The following is a 15,923-nucleotide window of genomic DNA, read 5'->3' on the forward strand; positions in this document are numbered from 1 at the left end:
ATGACTTTGAAGAAACGGGGTTTGGGCAAGGGCCTGGACGCACTCCTGAGTAACAGCCATGCGGCGAGCAAGAAACAAGATCAGGCTTTCGATAGCACAGAGAAGAAAGATGATTTGATTCATCTGGATCTCGATCTATTGCAGCCGGGCAAATACCAACCCCGCAAAGACATGTCGCCCGAAGCGCTGGAGGAGTTGGCACATTCTATCCGCAATCAAGGCATAATCCAGCCGATAGTGGTGCGGAAAATATCTGACACACACTATGAGATCATCGCAGGTGAACGCCGCTGGCGCGCCTCACAATTGGCCGGACTGGATAAACTGCCTTGTCTGGTCAAGCAAGTCCCGGATGAAGCCGCCGTCGCCATCGCCCTGATAGAGAATATCCAACGTGAAGATCTCAACGCCATGGAAGAAGCCATAGCGCTGGAACGTTTGATGCGGGAATTCGAACTCACACATCAGCAGGTTGCCGATGCAGTAGGCAAATCACGCACCACAGTGTCCAATTTATTGCGCCTCAATGGCCTCAACGAGCCGGTGAAGCGCTTGCTGGAATACGGTGATATCGACATGGGCCATGCCCGTGCCTTGCTGGCTCTCGAGGGGGAGGAGCAGACGAGCCTTGCCCGATTAGTAGCTGCTAAAGAAATGACTGTTCGTGAAACTGAACGATTAGTGAATAAAACCTTAAATCCGCCTAAAGAAGCCGAAAGCAAGGCTAAAGATCAGGATGTCATGCGTTTGGAACGAGAGTTAATTGAACGTTTGGGAGCTAAGGTATCCATAGCTCATAATAATAAAGGCACAGGTAAAATAGTAATTAACTATCAGAATCTCGCTGAATTGGACGGGATTCTGAGTAAAATCAGCTAAAAATGCCAGGTTAATGAATTTTAATGTAAATTTGTGACATTTGTTAATATTCTATTTTCGTACTTTTGGCGCTGGATCACGTTAAAAGAGGCGTTTTTCCTTATCTCAAAGTTGCATTGAAGGCGTGAAAAGGTATACTTTCGCAAGCTTTTTGTCGGTCGACTCTTTCCGGATATTTGTCATCCGGTCATCGAAACAAAAAGTATATATGCGGAGATGATGAATTGAGTAAGGTTTTAGCGCGTCGTGGCCGGTGGTCTGCCTATAAATTGGTGATGATGCAGGCGGCGGTCGCTGGGGGTACTTCAATTCTCTTTTTCGCCGTGTGGGGAGTTCAGTTTGGCTATTCTGCCTTGGCAGGTGGTTCAATTGCTGTACTCCCTAATTTTGTATTCGCAACCCTCGCTTTTTCCCATATGGGAGCAAGCTCGGCAGCAAGAGTCATTAAGACTTTTTACTGGGGGGAAGCGGTAAAGTTGCTGTTAACCATTGCGTTGTTTTCTCTGGTGTTTATCAAACTTGAGGTCGCATTTATGCCACTTTTTGTCTGTTATACCCTGACGTTGATAGTGCATTGGACGGCTCCTTTATACTTCAAGCAAAGTTAAGTGGGATGAATCATGGCTGCAACTGGTGAAGCGTTAACACCGCAGGGCTATATCCAGCACCACCTTACCAACCTGAGTGTTGGCGAAGGCTTCTGGACATGGCACATTGATTCGTTGTTCTTTTCGGTTGGTCTTGGCGTTTTGTTCCTGTGGATTTTCAGCCGCGTTGGTAGAAATGCAACTTCAGGCGTTCCCGGTAAGCTTCAGTGCTTTATCGAGATGCTGGTGGAGTTCGTCGATAGCAGTGTGAAAGAAACCTTCCATGGCCGCAATGCCCTGATCGCACCTTTAGCTCTGACCATTTTCGTGTGGGTATTCATGATGAACTTCATGGATATGTTGCCTGTGGATTGGCTGCCTACGGTAGCCGAACACCTGGGTGTTTCACACCTGAAAGTGGTTCCGACGACTGACGTTAACATTACCTTTAGTTTATCTATCGGTGTGTTCTTGCTGATTATTTATTACAGCATCAAGGTCAAAGGTGTATCAGGTTTTGTTAAAGAACTGACGTTACAGCCCTTTAACCATAAGGCAATGATACCCGTCAACCTCCTGCTAGAGACAGTGACCCTGGTCGCTAAGCCAATTTCATTGGCCTTGCGTCTATTCGGTAACTTGTACGCGGGTGAGTTGATCTTCATCCTTATTGCGCTTATGTATGGTGCCAATATGGCCTTATCTGCCCTGGGTGTTACGTTACAAATGGGGTGGTTAATTTTCCATATTCTGGTTATCACGCTACAAGCGTTTATCTTCATGATGCTGACCATAGTTTATTTAAGCATGGCGCATGAAGATCATTAAGGATTGCTGAAGAAATTTTAAGCTAAATCATCAACTAACATAGATTTAGATACTGGAGATACAGATGGAAACGATTTTAGGCATGACAGCTATCGCTGTTGCTCTGCTGATTGGTATGGGTGCTTTAGGTACTGCAATCGGTTTCGGCTTATTGGGTGGCAAGTTCCTGGAAGGCGCTGCGCGTCAACCTGAAATGGCACCTATGCTGCAAGTTAAAATGTTCATCGTAGCGGGTCTGTTGGACGCCGTAACCATGATCGGTGTTGGTATTGCACTATTCATGCTGTTTACCAACCCACTGGGTGCAATGCTGTAAAAAACGCTTCTGTCTTAACTCTAACTAGGAGGCTGTTGTGAATTTCAACGCTACCCTAATCGGTCAGACGGTCGCCTTTATCATCTTCGTGTGGTTCTGCATGAAGTTTGTATGGCCGCCTTTGATGAATGCCATCGAAGAGCGCCAAAAAAGGATTGCTGACGGTTTGGCTGACGCCGATCGTGCCGCAAAAGACCTGGAGTTGGCACAAGCGAAAGCGACTGACCAACTAAAAGAAGCCAAGGTAACTGCTAACGAGATCATCGAGTCTGCCAACAAGCGCAAGGCTCAGATTGTTGAAGAGGCAAAAGCCGAAGCAGATGCTGAGCGTGCAAAAATCATCGCTCAGGGTCAAGCAGAAATTGAAGCTGAACGTAATCGCGTGAAAGAGGATCTGCGTAAGCAGGTTGCTACTCTTGCCATCATGGGTGCAGAGAAGATCCTTGAGCGTTCTATCGATCCAGCCGCCCACAGCGACATAGTTAATAAACTTGTCGCTGAAATTTGATAGGGGAGTTGAGTTATGGCTGAATTAACCACCATCGCTCGCCCTTACGCAAAGGCAGCTTTTGATTTTGCTATTGAACAGAATGCAGTCGACAGCTGGGCAGAAATGCTCAATTTCGCTGCATTGGTTACTGAAAATGACGCCATGCAGCCTCTGCTGTCTGGAGCATTAGCCAGCAACAAGCTGGCCACACTCTTTATCAATGTGTGTGGTGAGCAAATCAATGAGCAAGGTCAGAACCTGATAAAGGTAATGGCTGAAAACGGTCGCTTAAAGGTACTACCTGCTGTGTCTCAGTTATTCGCTGAGTACCGCAAGGAGTGGGCAAAAGAAGTGGAAGCCGAAGTGGTTTCTGCATCCGAGCTGAGCTCTGAGCAACAACAGCAGATTAGTGTTTCTTTAGAGAAACGTCTCGCACGCAAAGTTAAGCTGAATTGCAGCACTGACACAGCGCTTATCGCAGGTGTCGTTATCACGGCAGGCGACTTAGTCATAGATGGCTCTGTCAGCGGTAAATTATCGCGTCTGTCTGATAAGCTGCAGTCGTAATTGGGAGTTTGAGCATGCAACTGAATTCCACTGAAATCAGCGATCTGATTAAACAGCGGATCGAGCAGTTCGACATCGTTAGCGAAGCTCGTAACGAAGGTACTATCGTTGCAGTAAGCGACGGTATCATCCGCATTCACGGCCTGGCCGATGTAATGCAAGGTGAAATGATCGAACTGCCTGGTAACCGTTATGCAATCGCGTTGAACCTTGAACGTGATAGCGTCGGTGCCGTAGTAATGGGCCCTTATGCCAACCTGGCTGAAGGCGCAAAAGTTAAAACCACCGGCCGTATTCTGGAAGTGCCGGTAGGTCGTGGTCTGCTGGGTCGTGTTGTTAACACCCTGGGTGAGCCTATCGACGGTAAGGGCGCTATCGACAACGATGGTTTCTCTCCTATCGAAGTGATCGCTCCAGGCGTTATCGAACGTCAGTCAGTAGATCAACCGGTGCAAACTGGTTACAAAGCCGTTGACGCCATGATCCCTATCGGTCGTGGTCAGCGTGAATTGATCATTGGTGACCGTCAGACTGGTAAAACAGCCATGGCGATCGATGCCATCATCAATCAGAAAGATTCCGGCATCAAGTGTGTGTACGTAGCAGTAGGCCAGAAGGCTTCTACTATCGCTAACGTGGTACGCAAGCTGGAAGAGCACGGCGCTCTGGCGAACACCATAGTGGTAGTGGCAACGGCTTCTGAAGCCGCAGCTCTGCAATACCTGGCGCCATACTCTGGTTGTTCCATGGGTGAATACTTCCGTGACCGCGGTGAAGATTCCTTGATCGTATACGATGACCTGTCTAAGCAAGCAGTTGCTTACCGTCAGATCTCGTTGCTGCTCAAGCGTCCACCTGGACGTGAAGCTTACCCAGGTGACGTATTCTATCTACACTCTCGTTTGCTGGAACGTGCTTCGCGCGTTAACGCCGATTATGTAGAAAAGTTCACTAAAGGTGCTGTAACTGGCAAAACCGGTTCTATGACCGCGTTGCCAATTATTGAAACCCAAGCGGGTGACGTATCTGCATTCGTACCGACCAACGTAATTTCTATTACCGACGGTCAGATCTTCCTTGAGACCGACTTGTTTAACTCTGGCCTGCGTCCAGCGGTTAACCCAGGTATTTCTGTTTCTCGTGTTGGTGGTGCGGCTCAGACTAAGATCATCAAGAAACTGTCCGGCGGTATCCGTACTGCACTGGCACAGTATCGAGAGCTTGCTGCGTTCTCACAATTTGCATCCGATCTTGACGATGCAACTCGTGCTCAACTCGAGCATGGTGAGCGTGTTACCGAACTGATGAAGCAAAAGCAATATGCTCCAATGAGCGTAGCCGCCCAGTCTGTGTCTATTTTCGCAGCTGAGAAAGGTTACCTTAAGAGTGTTGCGCTGAATAAGGTCGGTGATTTCGAAGCCGCTCTGCTCTCGTTCATGAACCGCGAGCATGCTGCCCTGATCCAGCTTATCAATGATACCGGTGATTACAATGCCGATATCGAAGCTGAGTTGAAGGCAGGTCTCGACAAGTTCGTAGCAACCCAAACCTGGTAAAGACGTATGAGGTGTCTTTGACACCTCTAGTCCACAGATTGGAGAGTAGAGATGGCCGGCGCTAAAGAGATTAAAACCAAGATCGCGAGTGTTAAAAACACTCAGAAGATCACGTCCGCCATGGAAATGGTGGCCGCCAGCAAAATGCGCAGAGCGCAGGAACGCATGGCTGCCAGCCGTCCATACGCGGAAAGCATGCGTAAGGTGATCGGTCACGTAGCGCAAGGGTCTCTCGAATACAAACACTCCTATTTGGAAGTGAGAGAGGCCAAGCGGGTTGGTTACATAGTTGTGGCAACCGACCGTGGCCTTTGTGGTGGTCTGAACGTTAACCTTTTCAAGAAGGTCGTTGCAGACGTGAAAAGCTGGAAAGAGCAAGGTGTAGAAGTCGAATTTTGCCCTATAGGTGCTCGCAGTGTGCAGTTTTTCAAAAGCTTCGGTGGCCAGGTTTCTGCCCATACATCGGGTTTAGGTGACGCTCCGGCGTTGGCTGACTTGATCGGGACAGTACGTGTCATGCTGCAGGCTTACAACGAAGGCAAGCTGGATCGTCTGTATGTGGTATTCAACAAGTTTGTGAATACCATGACGCAGAGTCCTGTGATCGAACAGCTGCTACCTTTGCCAAAATCCGCCGATGATGAAATCGCTCATCGCTGGGATTATATTTACGAACAGGAGCCAAAAGAGCTGTTAGATACACTCTTGGTTCGTTACGTAGAATCCCAGGTTTATCAAGGTGTTGTTGAAAATATTGCCTCCGAACAAGCTGCCCGTATGGTAGCCATGAAGGCGGCAACCGACAACGCCGGTGAGATGATTAATGATCTGCAACTGGTCTATAACAAGGCTCGTCAGGCTGCGATTACGCAGGAACTGTCGGAAATTGTTTCAGGCGCTGCTGCGGTTTAGGCTAGGTAACGAATACAAGTTTTAGAGGATTAATCATGAGCACAGGTACTGTTGTCCAAGTGATTGGCGCGGTTGTGGACGTAGAGTTTCCACAAGATGCCGTACCTCAAGTATATGACGCTCTGAAGATCGTAGGTGAAAATGCCTGTAATGGTCTGGTGCTGGAAGTTCAGCAACAGCTGGGTGGTGGTGTAGTTCGTACCATCGCCATGGGTTCTTCCGATGGTCTGCGTCGTGGTCTTGAAGTAGCAAACTCAGGTTCACCTATTTCTGTTCCAGTTGGTACCGCCACTCTTGGCCGTATCATGAACGTTTTAGGCGAGCCTATCGATGAAGCGGGTCCTATCGGTGAAGAAGAGCGTTATGAAATTCACCGTGCCGCCCCTTCATACGAAGATCAATCGAGCACAACTGAACTGTTAGAGACAGGTATCAAGGTTATCGACCTTGTTTGCCCATTCGCTAAGGGTGGTAAAGTTGGTCTGTTCGGTGGTGCGGGTGTTGGTAAGACAGTTAACATGATGGAACTGATTAACAACATCGCCAAGGCCCACTCGGGTCTGTCTGTATTCGCCGGTGTAGGTGAGCGTACCCGTGAAGGTAACGACTTCTACTACGAGATGAAAGACTCTGGCGTTCTCGACAAAGTGGCCATGGTTTATGGTCAGATGAACGAGCCTCCAGGAAACCGTCTGCGTGTTGCTCTGTCTGGTTTGACTATGGCAGAGAAGTTCCGTGACGAAGGTCGTGACGTACTGTTGTTCGTTGACAACATCTACCGTTACACCCTGGCCGGTACTGAAGTATCAGCACTGCTGGGCCGTATGCCTTCTGCGGTAGGTTACCAACCGACACTGGCTGAAGAGATGGGCGTTCTGCAGGAACGTATCACTTCAACCAAGACAGGTTCTATTACCTCTGTGCAAGCGGTATACGTACCTGCGGATGACTTGACCGATCCGTCACCAGCAACCACCTTCGCCCACTTGGATGCGACCGTGGTACTGTCACGTCAGATTGCTTCTCTGGGTATCTACCCGGCGGTTGACCCATTGGATTCGACTTCACGTCAATTGGATCCTCTGGTTGTTGGCCAAGAGCACTATGATGTAGCTAACGGCGTACAAACCGTACTGCAACGTTACAAAGAGCTGAAAGACATCATCGCGATCCTGGGTATGGATGAATTGTCAGATGATGACAAGACTACCGTATACCGTGCACGTAAGATTGAGCGTTTCCTGTCTCAACCTTTCTTCGTCGCCGAAGTCTTTACCGGTTCTCCAGGTAAGTACGTTTCCCTGAAAGACACCATCCGTGGCTTCAAGGGTATTCTGAACGGTGAGTTCGATCACCTGCCAGAGCAAGCGTTCTACATGGTTGGCTCAATCGATGAAGTTATCGAGAAAGCCAACAAGAAGAAATAACTGGGCAGTAGCTTAGTTTCTTAAGGAGAACGGGATGGCAGCCATGACAGTACATCTTGATATTGTGAGTGCAGAGGCAAGCATATTTAAAGGTCGCGTAGCACACCTGCAAGTGACCGGTGCCGAAGGCGAGTTGGGTGTTATGCCTGGCCACGCTCCGCTGCTGACCAAGATCAAACCTGGCATGGCGCGCATCGTCAAGCAAGACGGCAGCGAAGAAGTGTTTTACCTTTCCGGTGGTTTACTGGAAGTACAACCTTCTTCCGTGTCCGTATTGGCTGATGTGGTTATGCGTGCCGAAGAGATTGATGAGCAAGCGGCAATCGAAGCCAAGCGTCGTGCCGAGGCCCATATGGCCGAGGCCGGTGCCGACTTCAATTACGCTGCAGCCGCAGTTGAGCTAGCCAAGGCTATCGCCCAGTTGCGTGTGGTTGAAACCATCAAGAAACACATTGCCAGATAACAGCTGATTATTGGATAGTGTTGGAAAAAAGCGCCTTAGGGCGCTTTTTTTATGCCTGCATTTCGGGGCGAATTCCGTTAAAATTGGCCGCAAAATATTTTTTAATCATTTTCCAGATTGTAAGGACGCCCCATGGCATTAAACGTAGTGATCTTAGCCGCAGGAAAGGGAACCCGGATGCGCTCGGATCTGCCAAAAGTGTTGCACCCCATAGCGCACAAGAGCATGGTGCAGCATGTGATCGACACGGCCAAGGCATTGGGCAGTGCCGCCATTCAGCTGGTGTATGGTTATGGTGCAGACAAGCTGCAGGCGAGCTTGGGTGAGCAGCCACTGAGCTGGGTGTTACAGGCCGAGCAGTTGGGTACAGGCCATGCCGTGGCTCAGGCGAGCCCCCATCTTGCCGATGAAGACACTGTGCTTATCCTCTACGGTGATGTGCCCTTGATCCAACAATCGACCCTGGAGACGCTACTGGCCGCGCGTCCGCAGGAAGGTGTCGCCATACTCACGGTCAATCTTCCGGATCCTAGCGGTTATGGCCGTATAGTGCGTGAGGGCGGCTTAGTGGTTGGCATCATAGAGCAGAAGGATGCGACCCCAGAGCAGCTGAAAATCAACGAGATCAATACCGGCATCATGGCGGTACCTGGGAAGCAGCTCAAAGCCTGGTTGAGCCGGTTATCCAACAACAATGCCCAGGGTGAATATTACCTGACGGACATCATCGCCATGGCCCATGCCGATGGAGTGGCGATAACGACGGCCCAGCCGCAGTCGGCCATAGAGGTCGAAGGCGCCAACAACCGCGTGCAACTGGCGCAGCTGGAGCGTGCCTATCAGGCCCGTGAAGCAGAGAAGCTGATGCTGGCCGGAGCCAACCTGCGGGATCCCGCCCGTATCGATATCCGTGGTGAAGTGACTGTCGGCATGGATGTGATGATAGACGTCAACGTCATCTTCGAAGGCAAGGTGGTACTGGGTAACAATGTCAGCATAGGTGCCGGCGCCATTCTCAGCGATTGCGAGATAGCCGACAACGCCGAAATCAAAGCTTACTCCATCATAGAAGGCGCCAAACTTGGAGTCGGTGCCAGTGCCGGTCCTTTCGCGCGTCTGCGTCCAGGGGCCGAGTTGAAGCAAGATGCCCATATAGGCAACTTCGTCGAGATGAAGAAGGCGGTATTGGGCATAGGTTCCAAGGCGGGCCATTTAGCCTACCTGGGGGACGCCGAGATAGGTGCCGGAGTCAACATAGGCGCAGGCACCATCACCTGCAACTATGATGGCGCCAACAAGCACCTGACGGTTATCGAAGACGACGTATTCGTCGGCTCAGATACTCAGTTGGTAGCCCCTGTGACTATAGGTAAGGGGGCGACCCTGGGCGCCGGCTCGACCATCACCCGCGATGTGGCGGCCGATGAGCTGGTGATCACCAGGGTGAAGCAGAAGCACTTGACGGGTTGGCAGCGGCCGGTAAAGAAGCCCAAGTAATGCCAGTCTGATAACTCAAGAAGCGATGCCCAGGCATCGCTTTTTTGTGGGCTAAAAGCCCCTCGCATTTATTGGACATTTTAACGCCTGGTGCTGGCAAAAAAGTTTCGTTTGATTATAATGCATCTTTCGAATCGAAACTTAAGCGAAAGTTAGCCTGTTTATGACCAAACGCAACACGCAGCAACGCCGCCACGCCATCATCAACCTGCTCAATGAAGCGGGCGAGGTGAGCGTCGATGCCCTGGCAGTGAGTTTCGAAACCTCTGAAGTCACCATACGTAAGGACTTGGCTGCGCTGGAGAAAAATGGTCTGTTGCTGCGCCGTTACGGCGGTGCCGTGCCATTGCCACACGAAATGACCCAGGAGGCCGAGCCTCTGTCTCTGGCCAAGCAGGCCATAGCCAAGGCGGCCGCCAGGCTGATCCGCGATCATAACCGCATCATAATAGACAGCGGCAGTACCACCTCTGGATTGATCCAAGAGCTGAGCGACAAGCGCGGCCTGGTGGTGATGACCAACTCATTGCAACTGGCCAATGCGATCCACGAACTGGAACAGGAGCCGACGCTGTTGATGACCGGCGGTACCTGGGATCCCCATTCGGAATCTTTTCAGGGCCAGGTGGCCGAGCAAGTGCTGCGTTCCTATGATTTCGATCAACTGTTCATCGGCGCCGATGGCATAGATCTCGACCGTGGTACCACCACGTTCAACGAGCTGACGGGACTGAGCAAGGTGATGGCCGAGGTGTCGCGGGAAGTGATAGTCATGCTCGAGTCCGACAAGCTCGGCAGGCGTATTCCCAATTTGGAGCTCCCATGGAGCCGGGTCAGTGTGCTGGTGACCGACGACAGACTGCCGCAGGTGGCGGCGGACAGAATTTCAAGTCAAGGGGTACAGGTGATCCTGGCTCCTTTATCTAACTAACTTAATAAAAATCAGGTATCAATATGTGCGGAATTGTTGGCGCGGTAGCGCAAAGGGATGTAGCCGAAATATTAGTCGAGGGATTACGCCGCTTGGAATACCGCGGTTATGATTCGGCCGGGGTGACACTGATCAACAATGGTGAACTCAGCCGTACCCGCAGAGTGGGCAAGGTGCAGGAGCTATCGGCGGCCTTGGATGCCATGCCGCTGGCCGGTGGCACAGGCATAGCCCACACCCGCTGGGCGACCCACGGTGAGCCCAGTGAGCGCAACGCTCATCCTCATGTTTCCTCTGGCGATATCGCCGTGGTGCATAATGGCATCATAGAAAACCATAACAAGCTGCGCGACATGCTTAAAGGCTTGGATTATCAGTTTGCTTCGGATACGGATACCGAAGTGATCTGCCATTTGGTGCATCATGAGCTGAAGCGCCATGACACCTTATTGGCCGCGGTGCAGGCGACTGTGAAGCAACTTGAAGGCGCCTATGGCACTGTGGTCATAGACCGTCGTGACAGCGAGCGCATGATAGTCGCCCGCAGTGGTAGCCCCTTGGTGATAGGTTTCGGCCTGGGCGAAAACTTCGTCGCTTCGGATCAGCTGGCCCTATTGCCCGTGACTCGTACCTTCGCCTTCCTGGAAGAAGGGGATGTGGCCGAAGTGACCCGCCGTAGCGTCAGTATCTTCGACAGGGATGGCAACGCCGTCGAGCGTGAAGTGAAAGAGTCGGAAGTGACCCATGATGCAGGCGACAAAGGCGAATATCGCCACTATATGCTCAAGGAGATCTACGAGCAGCCACTGGCACTGACCCGCACCATAGAAGGGCGCATCGCCAACAGACAAGTGCTGGACACGGCTTTCGGCGACAATGCAGCCGAGTTTTTGAAAGACATCAAGCATGTGCAGATCATCGCCTGCGGTACCAGCTACCATGCCGGCATGGCCGCGCGTTACTGGCTGGAAGACTGGGCCGGGGTGTCCTGTAATGTCGAGATCGCCTCCGAGTTCCGCTACCGCAAGTCACATCTATTCCCCAACAGCCTGCTGGTGACCATTTCCCAGTCGGGTGAAACTGCCGATACCCTGGCGGCCATGCGTCTGGCCAAGGAAATGGGTTACAAGGCCACATTGACTATCTGTAATGCCCCAGGCTCCTCCTTGGTGCGCGAATCGGACATGGCCTACATGATGAAAGCCGGCGCCGAAATCGGCGTGGCTTCTACCAAGGCCTTCACAGTGCAACTGGCAGGATTGCTGATGCTGACCGCCGTGATAGGGCGTCATAACGGCATGTCGGCGCAGATGCAGGCGCAGATAACCCAGAGCCTGCAATCCATGCCTGCCAAGGTGGAGCAGGCCCTGGGGTTGGATGATGCCATCGCCGAGCTGGCGGAAGACTTTGCCGACAAACATCATGCCCTGTTCCTCGGCCGTGGCGATCAGTATCCCATCGCCATGGAAGGAGCGCTGAAGCTGAAAGAGATTTCTTACATCCACGCCGAAGCCTATGCCTCGGGCGAGCTGAAGCATGGCCCGCTGGCGTTGATCGATGCCGATATGCCGGTCATAGTGGTTGCCCCCAACAACGAGCTGTTGGAGAAACTCAAGTCCAACGTCGAAGAAGTGCGTGCCCGTGGCGGTTTGATGTATGTGTTTGCCGATGTGGATGCCGAATTCGAGTCGGACGACACTATGAAAGTCATCCCTGTGCCGCATTGCGACGAGTTCATGGCGCCGCTTATCTACACTATCCCGCTGCAATTGCTGTCTTATCACGTCGCCTTGATCAAAGGCACTGACGTGGATCAGCCCCGTAACCTGGCTAAGTCTGTGACTGTGGAATAACGGCGTAAGATAATAAACCTCCCTTCGGGGAGGTTTTTGTTTTAAGGATGCAAGACAAGGCTCAGGCTTATGACTATGCCCTCATCCTGTTGCTTTCGATGCGTTTCCAAACCTTGTCGTGGAAATAAAATACCAGGGTATTGATGGCCGGCTCGATCAGGGCGATGGCCCCACCGACGACTATGCTGCCGGTCAGCAGGTAAGTGATGGTAAAAGCCACGCCGAAATGCACTACGGCAAAACTGAGAGTTTTAGCCACCTTGATATCCTCCGAGTCAGACTATCATCAAAATCACCAGTAAATGATAACAGTTCTCATTAAGATTGTGGCTGAAATTTTCAAGTTATTTTAAACGCCGATATTCATACCTATCCCTATGCCGTCAGTAATGCCAGGGAAAAGCAGAAAAGTCCTGCTCGCGTTTCTCGAGAAAGGCATCGCGCCCCTCTTGGGCCTCGGCGGTGGCGTAAGCCAGCCGAGTGGCTTCACCGGCGAACAGCTGTTGGCCGACCATGCCGTCGTCTGTCATGTTGAAGCCGTATTTCAACATGCGCATCGCCGTCGGTGACTTAGAGTTGATAGCCTTGGCCCAACGCAAGGCTTCGACTTCGAGCTCCTGGTGTGGCACGGCCTTGTTGACCATCCCCATGCTGACCGCCTCCTCGGCACTGTAATCGAAGCCACAGAAGAAAATTTCCCGGGCCCGCTTCTGACCTATCATCTTAGCCAGGTAGGCACTGCCATAACCCGAGTCGAAGCTGGCGACGTCAGCGTCAGTCTGCTTGAAAATGGCGTGTTCCTTGGAGGCCAAGGTGAGATCACAGACTACGTGCAGGCTATGACCGCCACCCACGGCCCAACCCGGCACAACGGCTATCACTATTTTGGGCATGAAACGGATCAGTCGCTGGATTTCGAGTATGTGCAGACGTCCCATGCGGGCTGAGTCCGCCTTGCCGGCTTCTGCGCCTTCATATTGATAACCATCTTTGCCGCGAATGCGCTGATCGCCGCCGGAACAGAAGGCCCAGCCACCATCTTTCGCCGAGGGGCCGTTGCCGGTAAGCAATACGCAACCTACATCGGACCATTGGCGGGCATGATCCAAGGCCACATAGAGTTCATCAACCGTCTTGGGTCTGAAGGCGTTACGGCATTCGGGTCTATTGATGGCGATGCGCACCGTACCCTGCTCTCTGGCTCTGTGATAGGTAATGTCGGTGAAATCGAATTCGGGAACGGGTTCCCACAGGATGGGATCGAAAATATCTGAAATTGGTTGCGTCATTGTCAGGCTAGCCTCTGGTAAAACACTGTTCAAAGGCTAGGCGGAATGGCCCTAGGGGTCAATGATTAAGACTTAAACCTATGAGGTAAAACATAGGTTTAAGTCATTGAGGTTACAATTTATCGCAGATCAACTGCAGATTGTCTTTGCTGAAGATAGGATGTGACAGGGTACGCATGTTGCAAAACTCATCTTTAAAAGCAGCCGCAGCCTGTGGCGATACCAGTATCTGCTCAAATTCTTGTCGTTCCCGGCTGGATAGCCTGTCGGCAATGCTGTTCTTCAGGGTTGAGAGTTTATGTTCCGCCTTAATGATGTGTGTGCCTGTCATGGCATCGAGTTTGTTTTTGGCTCTTTGCAACAGGGTTTGCGTTTGGGCTATGGGGCCGTCTAAGTGTCGGGTCTGGGTCGCCAAGTAGTAAATCATGACGGCCAAGATGCCTACGATAATCCATCCTTTCATTTTTTTTCCAATTTTATCCGATGCAGATCAATAACCTTTACAAATATAGGTGAATGCTGGTTGGCATACGGAGTATACTAACCTTGTTTTCGTGCAATATTAAAGCAGTAAAGGCATTAGAAATGAACGCAGAATCCCGTAACAAGGACTATTCCAAAGCTAATCGGATTAAGATTCACCAGCCTGACGCCAACAAAGCCGACAGCTTCAAGCCGAGTAACCATATTTATGTCCGGGCTGTCGATGGGCTCTGGAGTTCTGTGCGTCGGCGTATGGGTTGGATTACCATGCTCTTTTTCTTGCTGCTGCCCTGGATCCCCTGGGGTGAACGTCAGGCGGTTTGGTTTAACCTGGGTGAGCAAAAGTTCCATGTCTTCGGCCTCACCATCTGGCCGCAGGATCTTACCTTGCTGGCCGCCGTGTTCATGATAGCCGCCTTCGCCCTCTTCTTCGTGACAACTTACCTGGGGCGTGTCTGGTGTGGTTATACCTGCCCGCAAACCGTATGGACCTTCATCTTCATTTGGTTCGAAGAAAAAATTGAAGGTGCCCGCAACAAACGCATCAAGCTGGACCAGATGCCCTGGAATTTCGATAAGTTATGGCGTAAGACGGCTAAGCATACGGCTTGGTTATTGATCTCACTCCTGACCGCCATGACCTTCGTCTCTTATTTCGTACCCAGTCGTGAAGTCTATTTGGACGTGTTTACCCTGCAGGCCTCCGGGGGGATTTATTTCTGGGTGTGCCTGTTTACCTTCGCAACTTATGGCAATGCAGGTTGGATGCGCGAGATCATGTGCATCCACATGTGTCCTTACGCGCGCTTTCAGGCGGCCATGTTCGATAAGAACACTTATATAGTAGGTTATGATCCCAAGCGTGGTGAAACGCGTGGTCCGAGATCCCGCAAGGTTGACCATAAGGCCTTGGGGTTGGGAGACTGCATAGATTGTGATCTCTGTGTGCAGGTCTGCCCTACGGGAATAGATATCCGCAACGGCCTCCAATACGAGTGTATCAATTGCGGCGCCTGCATAGATGCCTGCGATAACACCATGGAACGCATGGGTTACCCCAAAGGCTTGATCAGTTACACCACGGAAAATAAGCTCGAAGACGTTAAAGAGAAAGTCTTGCGACCTAAGCTGGTGGGTTATGGCGTGGTCCTGACGGCGATGATCTTACTCTTCATCTATGCCAGTGCCACCATAGCGCCGATCCGTATGGATATCATTCGTGACCGTAATCAGCTTTACAGAGAGAACAATCAAGGTCTGATAGAAAACACCTACACCATTAAGATCCTGAATAAAACGGAAGCCTTGCATGAATATGCCTTGAGTGTCGAGGGACTGGCGAATTATGAATGGTATGGTGCCAAGACTGTCACAGTAAAAGCCGGTGAAGTGCTGACTCTGCCAATCAGTGTGGCGGTCGATCCCGCGGACCTGGTGCGTACAGTCACCAATATAAACATTAAAGTGGCGACGACCATAGACGGTGAAGTGGTCGAAGTGAAACAAGAATCGCGCTTCTTCGCTCCTTAGCCGGGACGCCCGTCGCCGGCTTAACCGAGAATAAAACCAGTAAAAGGGGCATTTAGCCCCTTTTTTATGCGTTTCGTTTGATAAATGTTCATGTGAACGTTGATGGGACATTTTCTGCAAAAAAGCCCTTGCGCCCTCGGCGAAACCCCCTATAATGCGCATCCACTGACACGGCAGACAGCGAAAGCTAACCACCGAGTCGGGTTGATTTGAGACTGTTACTCTCTGTTGAGAATGGCGCTTAAATCGACAGCGAAAAGAAGTTTTAAAAACTCCTTGACGCCAAACGGGAAATGCGTAAAATGCACGACCCTG

Annotated in this window: 17 protein-coding genes; 14 read left to right on the plus strand and 3 right to left on the minus strand. The window is 51.1% G+C overall.

Annotated elements, in window-relative coordinates:
* The 13 genes from LZP73_RS18115 (at window position 1) to glmS (ending at window position 12,306) form a co-directional block, all read left to right on the plus strand.
* Window positions 1-879, plus strand: coding sequence for a ParB/RepB/Spo0J family partition protein (locus LZP73_RS18115; protein ID WP_234236346.1), 879 nt, complete (start codon window positions 1-3; stop codon window positions 877-879).
* A 224-nt stretch (window positions 880-1,103) separates the two neighbouring features.
* Window positions 1,104-1,487 (plus strand): ATP synthase subunit I, encoded by a 384-nt coding sequence (locus LZP73_RS18120; protein ID WP_169565535.1) that lies wholly within the window; start codon window positions 1,104-1,106, stop codon window positions 1,485-1,487.
* Between the two features lie 12 nt (window positions 1,488-1,499).
* The gene (atpB, locus tag LZP73_RS18125) at window positions 1,500-2,294 is read left to right on the plus strand and encodes a F0F1 ATP synthase subunit A (protein WP_234236347.1); all 795 of its coding nucleotides are present in this window, start codon (window positions 1,500-1,502) and stop codon (window positions 2,292-2,294) included.
* 64 nt (window positions 2,295-2,358) lie between these two features.
* Window positions 2,359-2,610, plus strand: coding sequence for a F0F1 ATP synthase subunit C (atpE, locus tag LZP73_RS18130; protein WP_006083840.1), 252 nt, complete (start codon window positions 2,359-2,361; stop codon window positions 2,608-2,610).
* A 37-nt stretch (window positions 2,611-2,647) separates the two neighbouring features.
* On the plus strand, window positions 2,648-3,118 hold the full coding sequence (gene atpF / locus LZP73_RS18135; protein WP_169565537.1) for a F0F1 ATP synthase subunit B: 471 nt from the start codon (window positions 2,648-2,650) through the stop codon (window positions 3,116-3,118).
* Window positions 3,119-3,133: 15 nt separating this feature from the next.
* Entirely contained in the window at window positions 3,134-3,667 is a 534-nt protein-coding gene (atpH, locus tag LZP73_RS18140; RefSeq protein WP_234236348.1) for a F0F1 ATP synthase subunit delta, read from the plus strand.
* A 14-nt stretch (window positions 3,668-3,681) separates the two neighbouring features.
* Window positions 3,682-5,223, plus strand: a complete 1,542-nt coding sequence (gene atpA / locus LZP73_RS18145; protein ID WP_234236349.1) for a F0F1 ATP synthase subunit alpha — start codon at window positions 3,682-3,684, stop codon at window positions 5,221-5,223.
* A 51-nt stretch (window positions 5,224-5,274) separates the two neighbouring features.
* Complete coding sequence (gene atpG, locus LZP73_RS18150; RefSeq protein ID WP_234236350.1) at window positions 5,275-6,135, plus strand: F0F1 ATP synthase subunit gamma; 861 nt, start codon at window positions 5,275-5,277, stop codon at window positions 6,133-6,135.
* A gap of 35 nt (window positions 6,136-6,170) precedes the next feature.
* Window positions 6,171-7,562, plus strand: a complete 1,392-nt coding sequence (atpD, locus tag LZP73_RS18155; RefSeq protein ID WP_234236351.1) for a F0F1 ATP synthase subunit beta — start codon at window positions 6,171-6,173, stop codon at window positions 7,560-7,562.
* 34 nt (window positions 7,563-7,596) lie between these two features.
* Complete coding sequence (locus LZP73_RS18160) at window positions 7,597-8,025, plus strand: F0F1 ATP synthase subunit epsilon (RefSeq protein ID WP_234236352.1); 429 nt, start codon at window positions 7,597-7,599, stop codon at window positions 8,023-8,025.
* A gap of 132 nt (window positions 8,026-8,157) precedes the next feature.
* On the plus strand, window positions 8,158-9,522 hold the full coding sequence (glmU, locus tag LZP73_RS18165) for a bifunctional UDP-N-acetylglucosamine diphosphorylase/glucosamine-1-phosphate N-acetyltransferase GlmU (protein WP_234236353.1): 1,365 nt from the start codon (window positions 8,158-8,160) through the stop codon (window positions 9,520-9,522).
* A 163-nt stretch (window positions 9,523-9,685) separates the two neighbouring features.
* Window positions 9,686-10,453, plus strand: a complete 768-nt coding sequence (locus LZP73_RS18170) for a DeoR/GlpR family DNA-binding transcription regulator (RefSeq protein WP_234236354.1) — start codon at window positions 9,686-9,688, stop codon at window positions 10,451-10,453.
* Window positions 10,454-10,476: 23 nt separating this feature from the next.
* Window positions 10,477-12,306, plus strand: coding sequence for a glutamine--fructose-6-phosphate transaminase (isomerizing) (gene glmS / locus LZP73_RS18175; RefSeq protein WP_234236355.1), 1,830 nt, complete (start codon window positions 10,477-10,479; stop codon window positions 12,304-12,306).
* A 73-nt stretch (window positions 12,307-12,379) separates the two neighbouring features.
* On the opposite strand, the gene LZP73_RS18180 is transcribed toward glmS, so the two are convergent.
* The 3 genes from LZP73_RS18180 to LZP73_RS18190 all read right to left on the minus strand — a co-directional run bounded on the left by LZP73_RS18180 (window position 12,380) and on the right by LZP73_RS18190 (window position 14,058).
* Window positions 12,380-12,565 (minus strand): DUF2061 domain-containing protein, encoded by a 186-nt coding sequence (locus LZP73_RS18180; RefSeq protein ID WP_234236356.1) that lies wholly within the window; start codon window positions 12,563-12,565, stop codon window positions 12,380-12,382.
* A gap of 124 nt (window positions 12,566-12,689) precedes the next feature.
* Window positions 12,690-13,595, minus strand: coding sequence for a 1,4-dihydroxy-2-naphthoyl-CoA synthase (locus LZP73_RS18185; RefSeq protein ID WP_234236357.1), 906 nt, complete (start codon window positions 13,593-13,595; stop codon window positions 12,690-12,692).
* Between the two features lie 112 nt (window positions 13,596-13,707).
* Window positions 13,708-14,058: a hypothetical protein gene (locus LZP73_RS18190; protein ID WP_234236358.1), complete on the minus strand. Its 351-nt coding sequence runs from the start codon at window positions 14,056-14,058 to the stop codon at window positions 13,708-13,710.
* Window positions 14,059-14,180: 122 nt separating this feature from the next.
* On the opposite strand from LZP73_RS18190, the gene ccoG reads away from it, so the two are divergent.
* The gene (ccoG, locus tag LZP73_RS18195) at window positions 14,181-15,608 is read left to right on the plus strand and encodes a cytochrome c oxidase accessory protein CcoG (RefSeq protein WP_234236359.1); all 1,428 of its coding nucleotides are present in this window, start codon (window positions 14,181-14,183) and stop codon (window positions 15,606-15,608) included.
* The last annotated feature ends 315 nt before the right edge of the window (window positions 15,609-15,923 follow it).

Origin of the sequence: Shewanella sp. AS16 (genome assembly GCF_021412365.1) — a bacterium.
GTDB lineage: Bacteria > Pseudomonadota > Gammaproteobacteria > Enterobacterales > Shewanellaceae > Shewanella > Shewanella salipaludis.

Coding starts and splice junctions, on each gene's coding strand:
- atpD (WP_234236351.1), top strand. CDS start 6,171: ATGAGCACAGGTACTGTTGTCCAAGTGATTGGCGCGGTTGTGGACGTA.
- atpE (WP_006083840.1), top strand. CDS start 2,359: ATGGAAACGATTTTAGGCATGACAGCTATCGCTGTTGCTCTGCTGATT.
- glmS (WP_234236355.1), top strand. CDS start 10,477: ATGTGCGGAATTGTTGGCGCGGTAGCGCAAAGGGATGTAGCCGAAATA.
- atpA (WP_234236349.1), top strand. CDS start 3,682: ATGCAACTGAATTCCACTGAAATCAGCGATCTGATTAAACAGCGGATC.
- LZP73_RS18190 (WP_234236358.1), bottom strand. CDS start 14,058: ATGAAAGGATGGATTATCGTAGGCATCTTGGCCGTCATGATTTACTAC.
- atpB (WP_234236347.1), top strand. CDS start 1,500: ATGGCTGCAACTGGTGAAGCGTTAACACCGCAGGGCTATATCCAGCAC.
- atpG (WP_234236350.1), top strand. CDS start 5,275: ATGGCCGGCGCTAAAGAGATTAAAACCAAGATCGCGAGTGTTAAAAAC.
- LZP73_RS18185 (WP_234236357.1), bottom strand. CDS start 13,595: ATGACGCAACCAATTTCAGATATTTTCGATCCCATCCTGTGGGAACCC.
- LZP73_RS18170 (WP_234236354.1), top strand. CDS start 9,686: ATGACCAAACGCAACACGCAGCAACGCCGCCACGCCATCATCAACCTG.
- ccoG (WP_234236359.1), top strand. CDS start 14,181: ATGAACGCAGAATCCCGTAACAAGGACTATTCCAAAGCTAATCGGATT.
- atpH (WP_234236348.1), top strand. CDS start 3,134: ATGGCTGAATTAACCACCATCGCTCGCCCTTACGCAAAGGCAGCTTTT.
- LZP73_RS18160 (WP_234236352.1), top strand. CDS start 7,597: ATGGCAGCCATGACAGTACATCTTGATATTGTGAGTGCAGAGGCAAGC.
- LZP73_RS18115 (WP_234236346.1), top strand. CDS start 1: ATGACTTTGAAGAAACGGGGTTTGGGCAAGGGCCTGGACGCACTCCTG.
- glmU (WP_234236353.1), top strand. CDS start 8,158: ATGGCATTAAACGTAGTGATCTTAGCCGCAGGAAAGGGAACCCGGATG.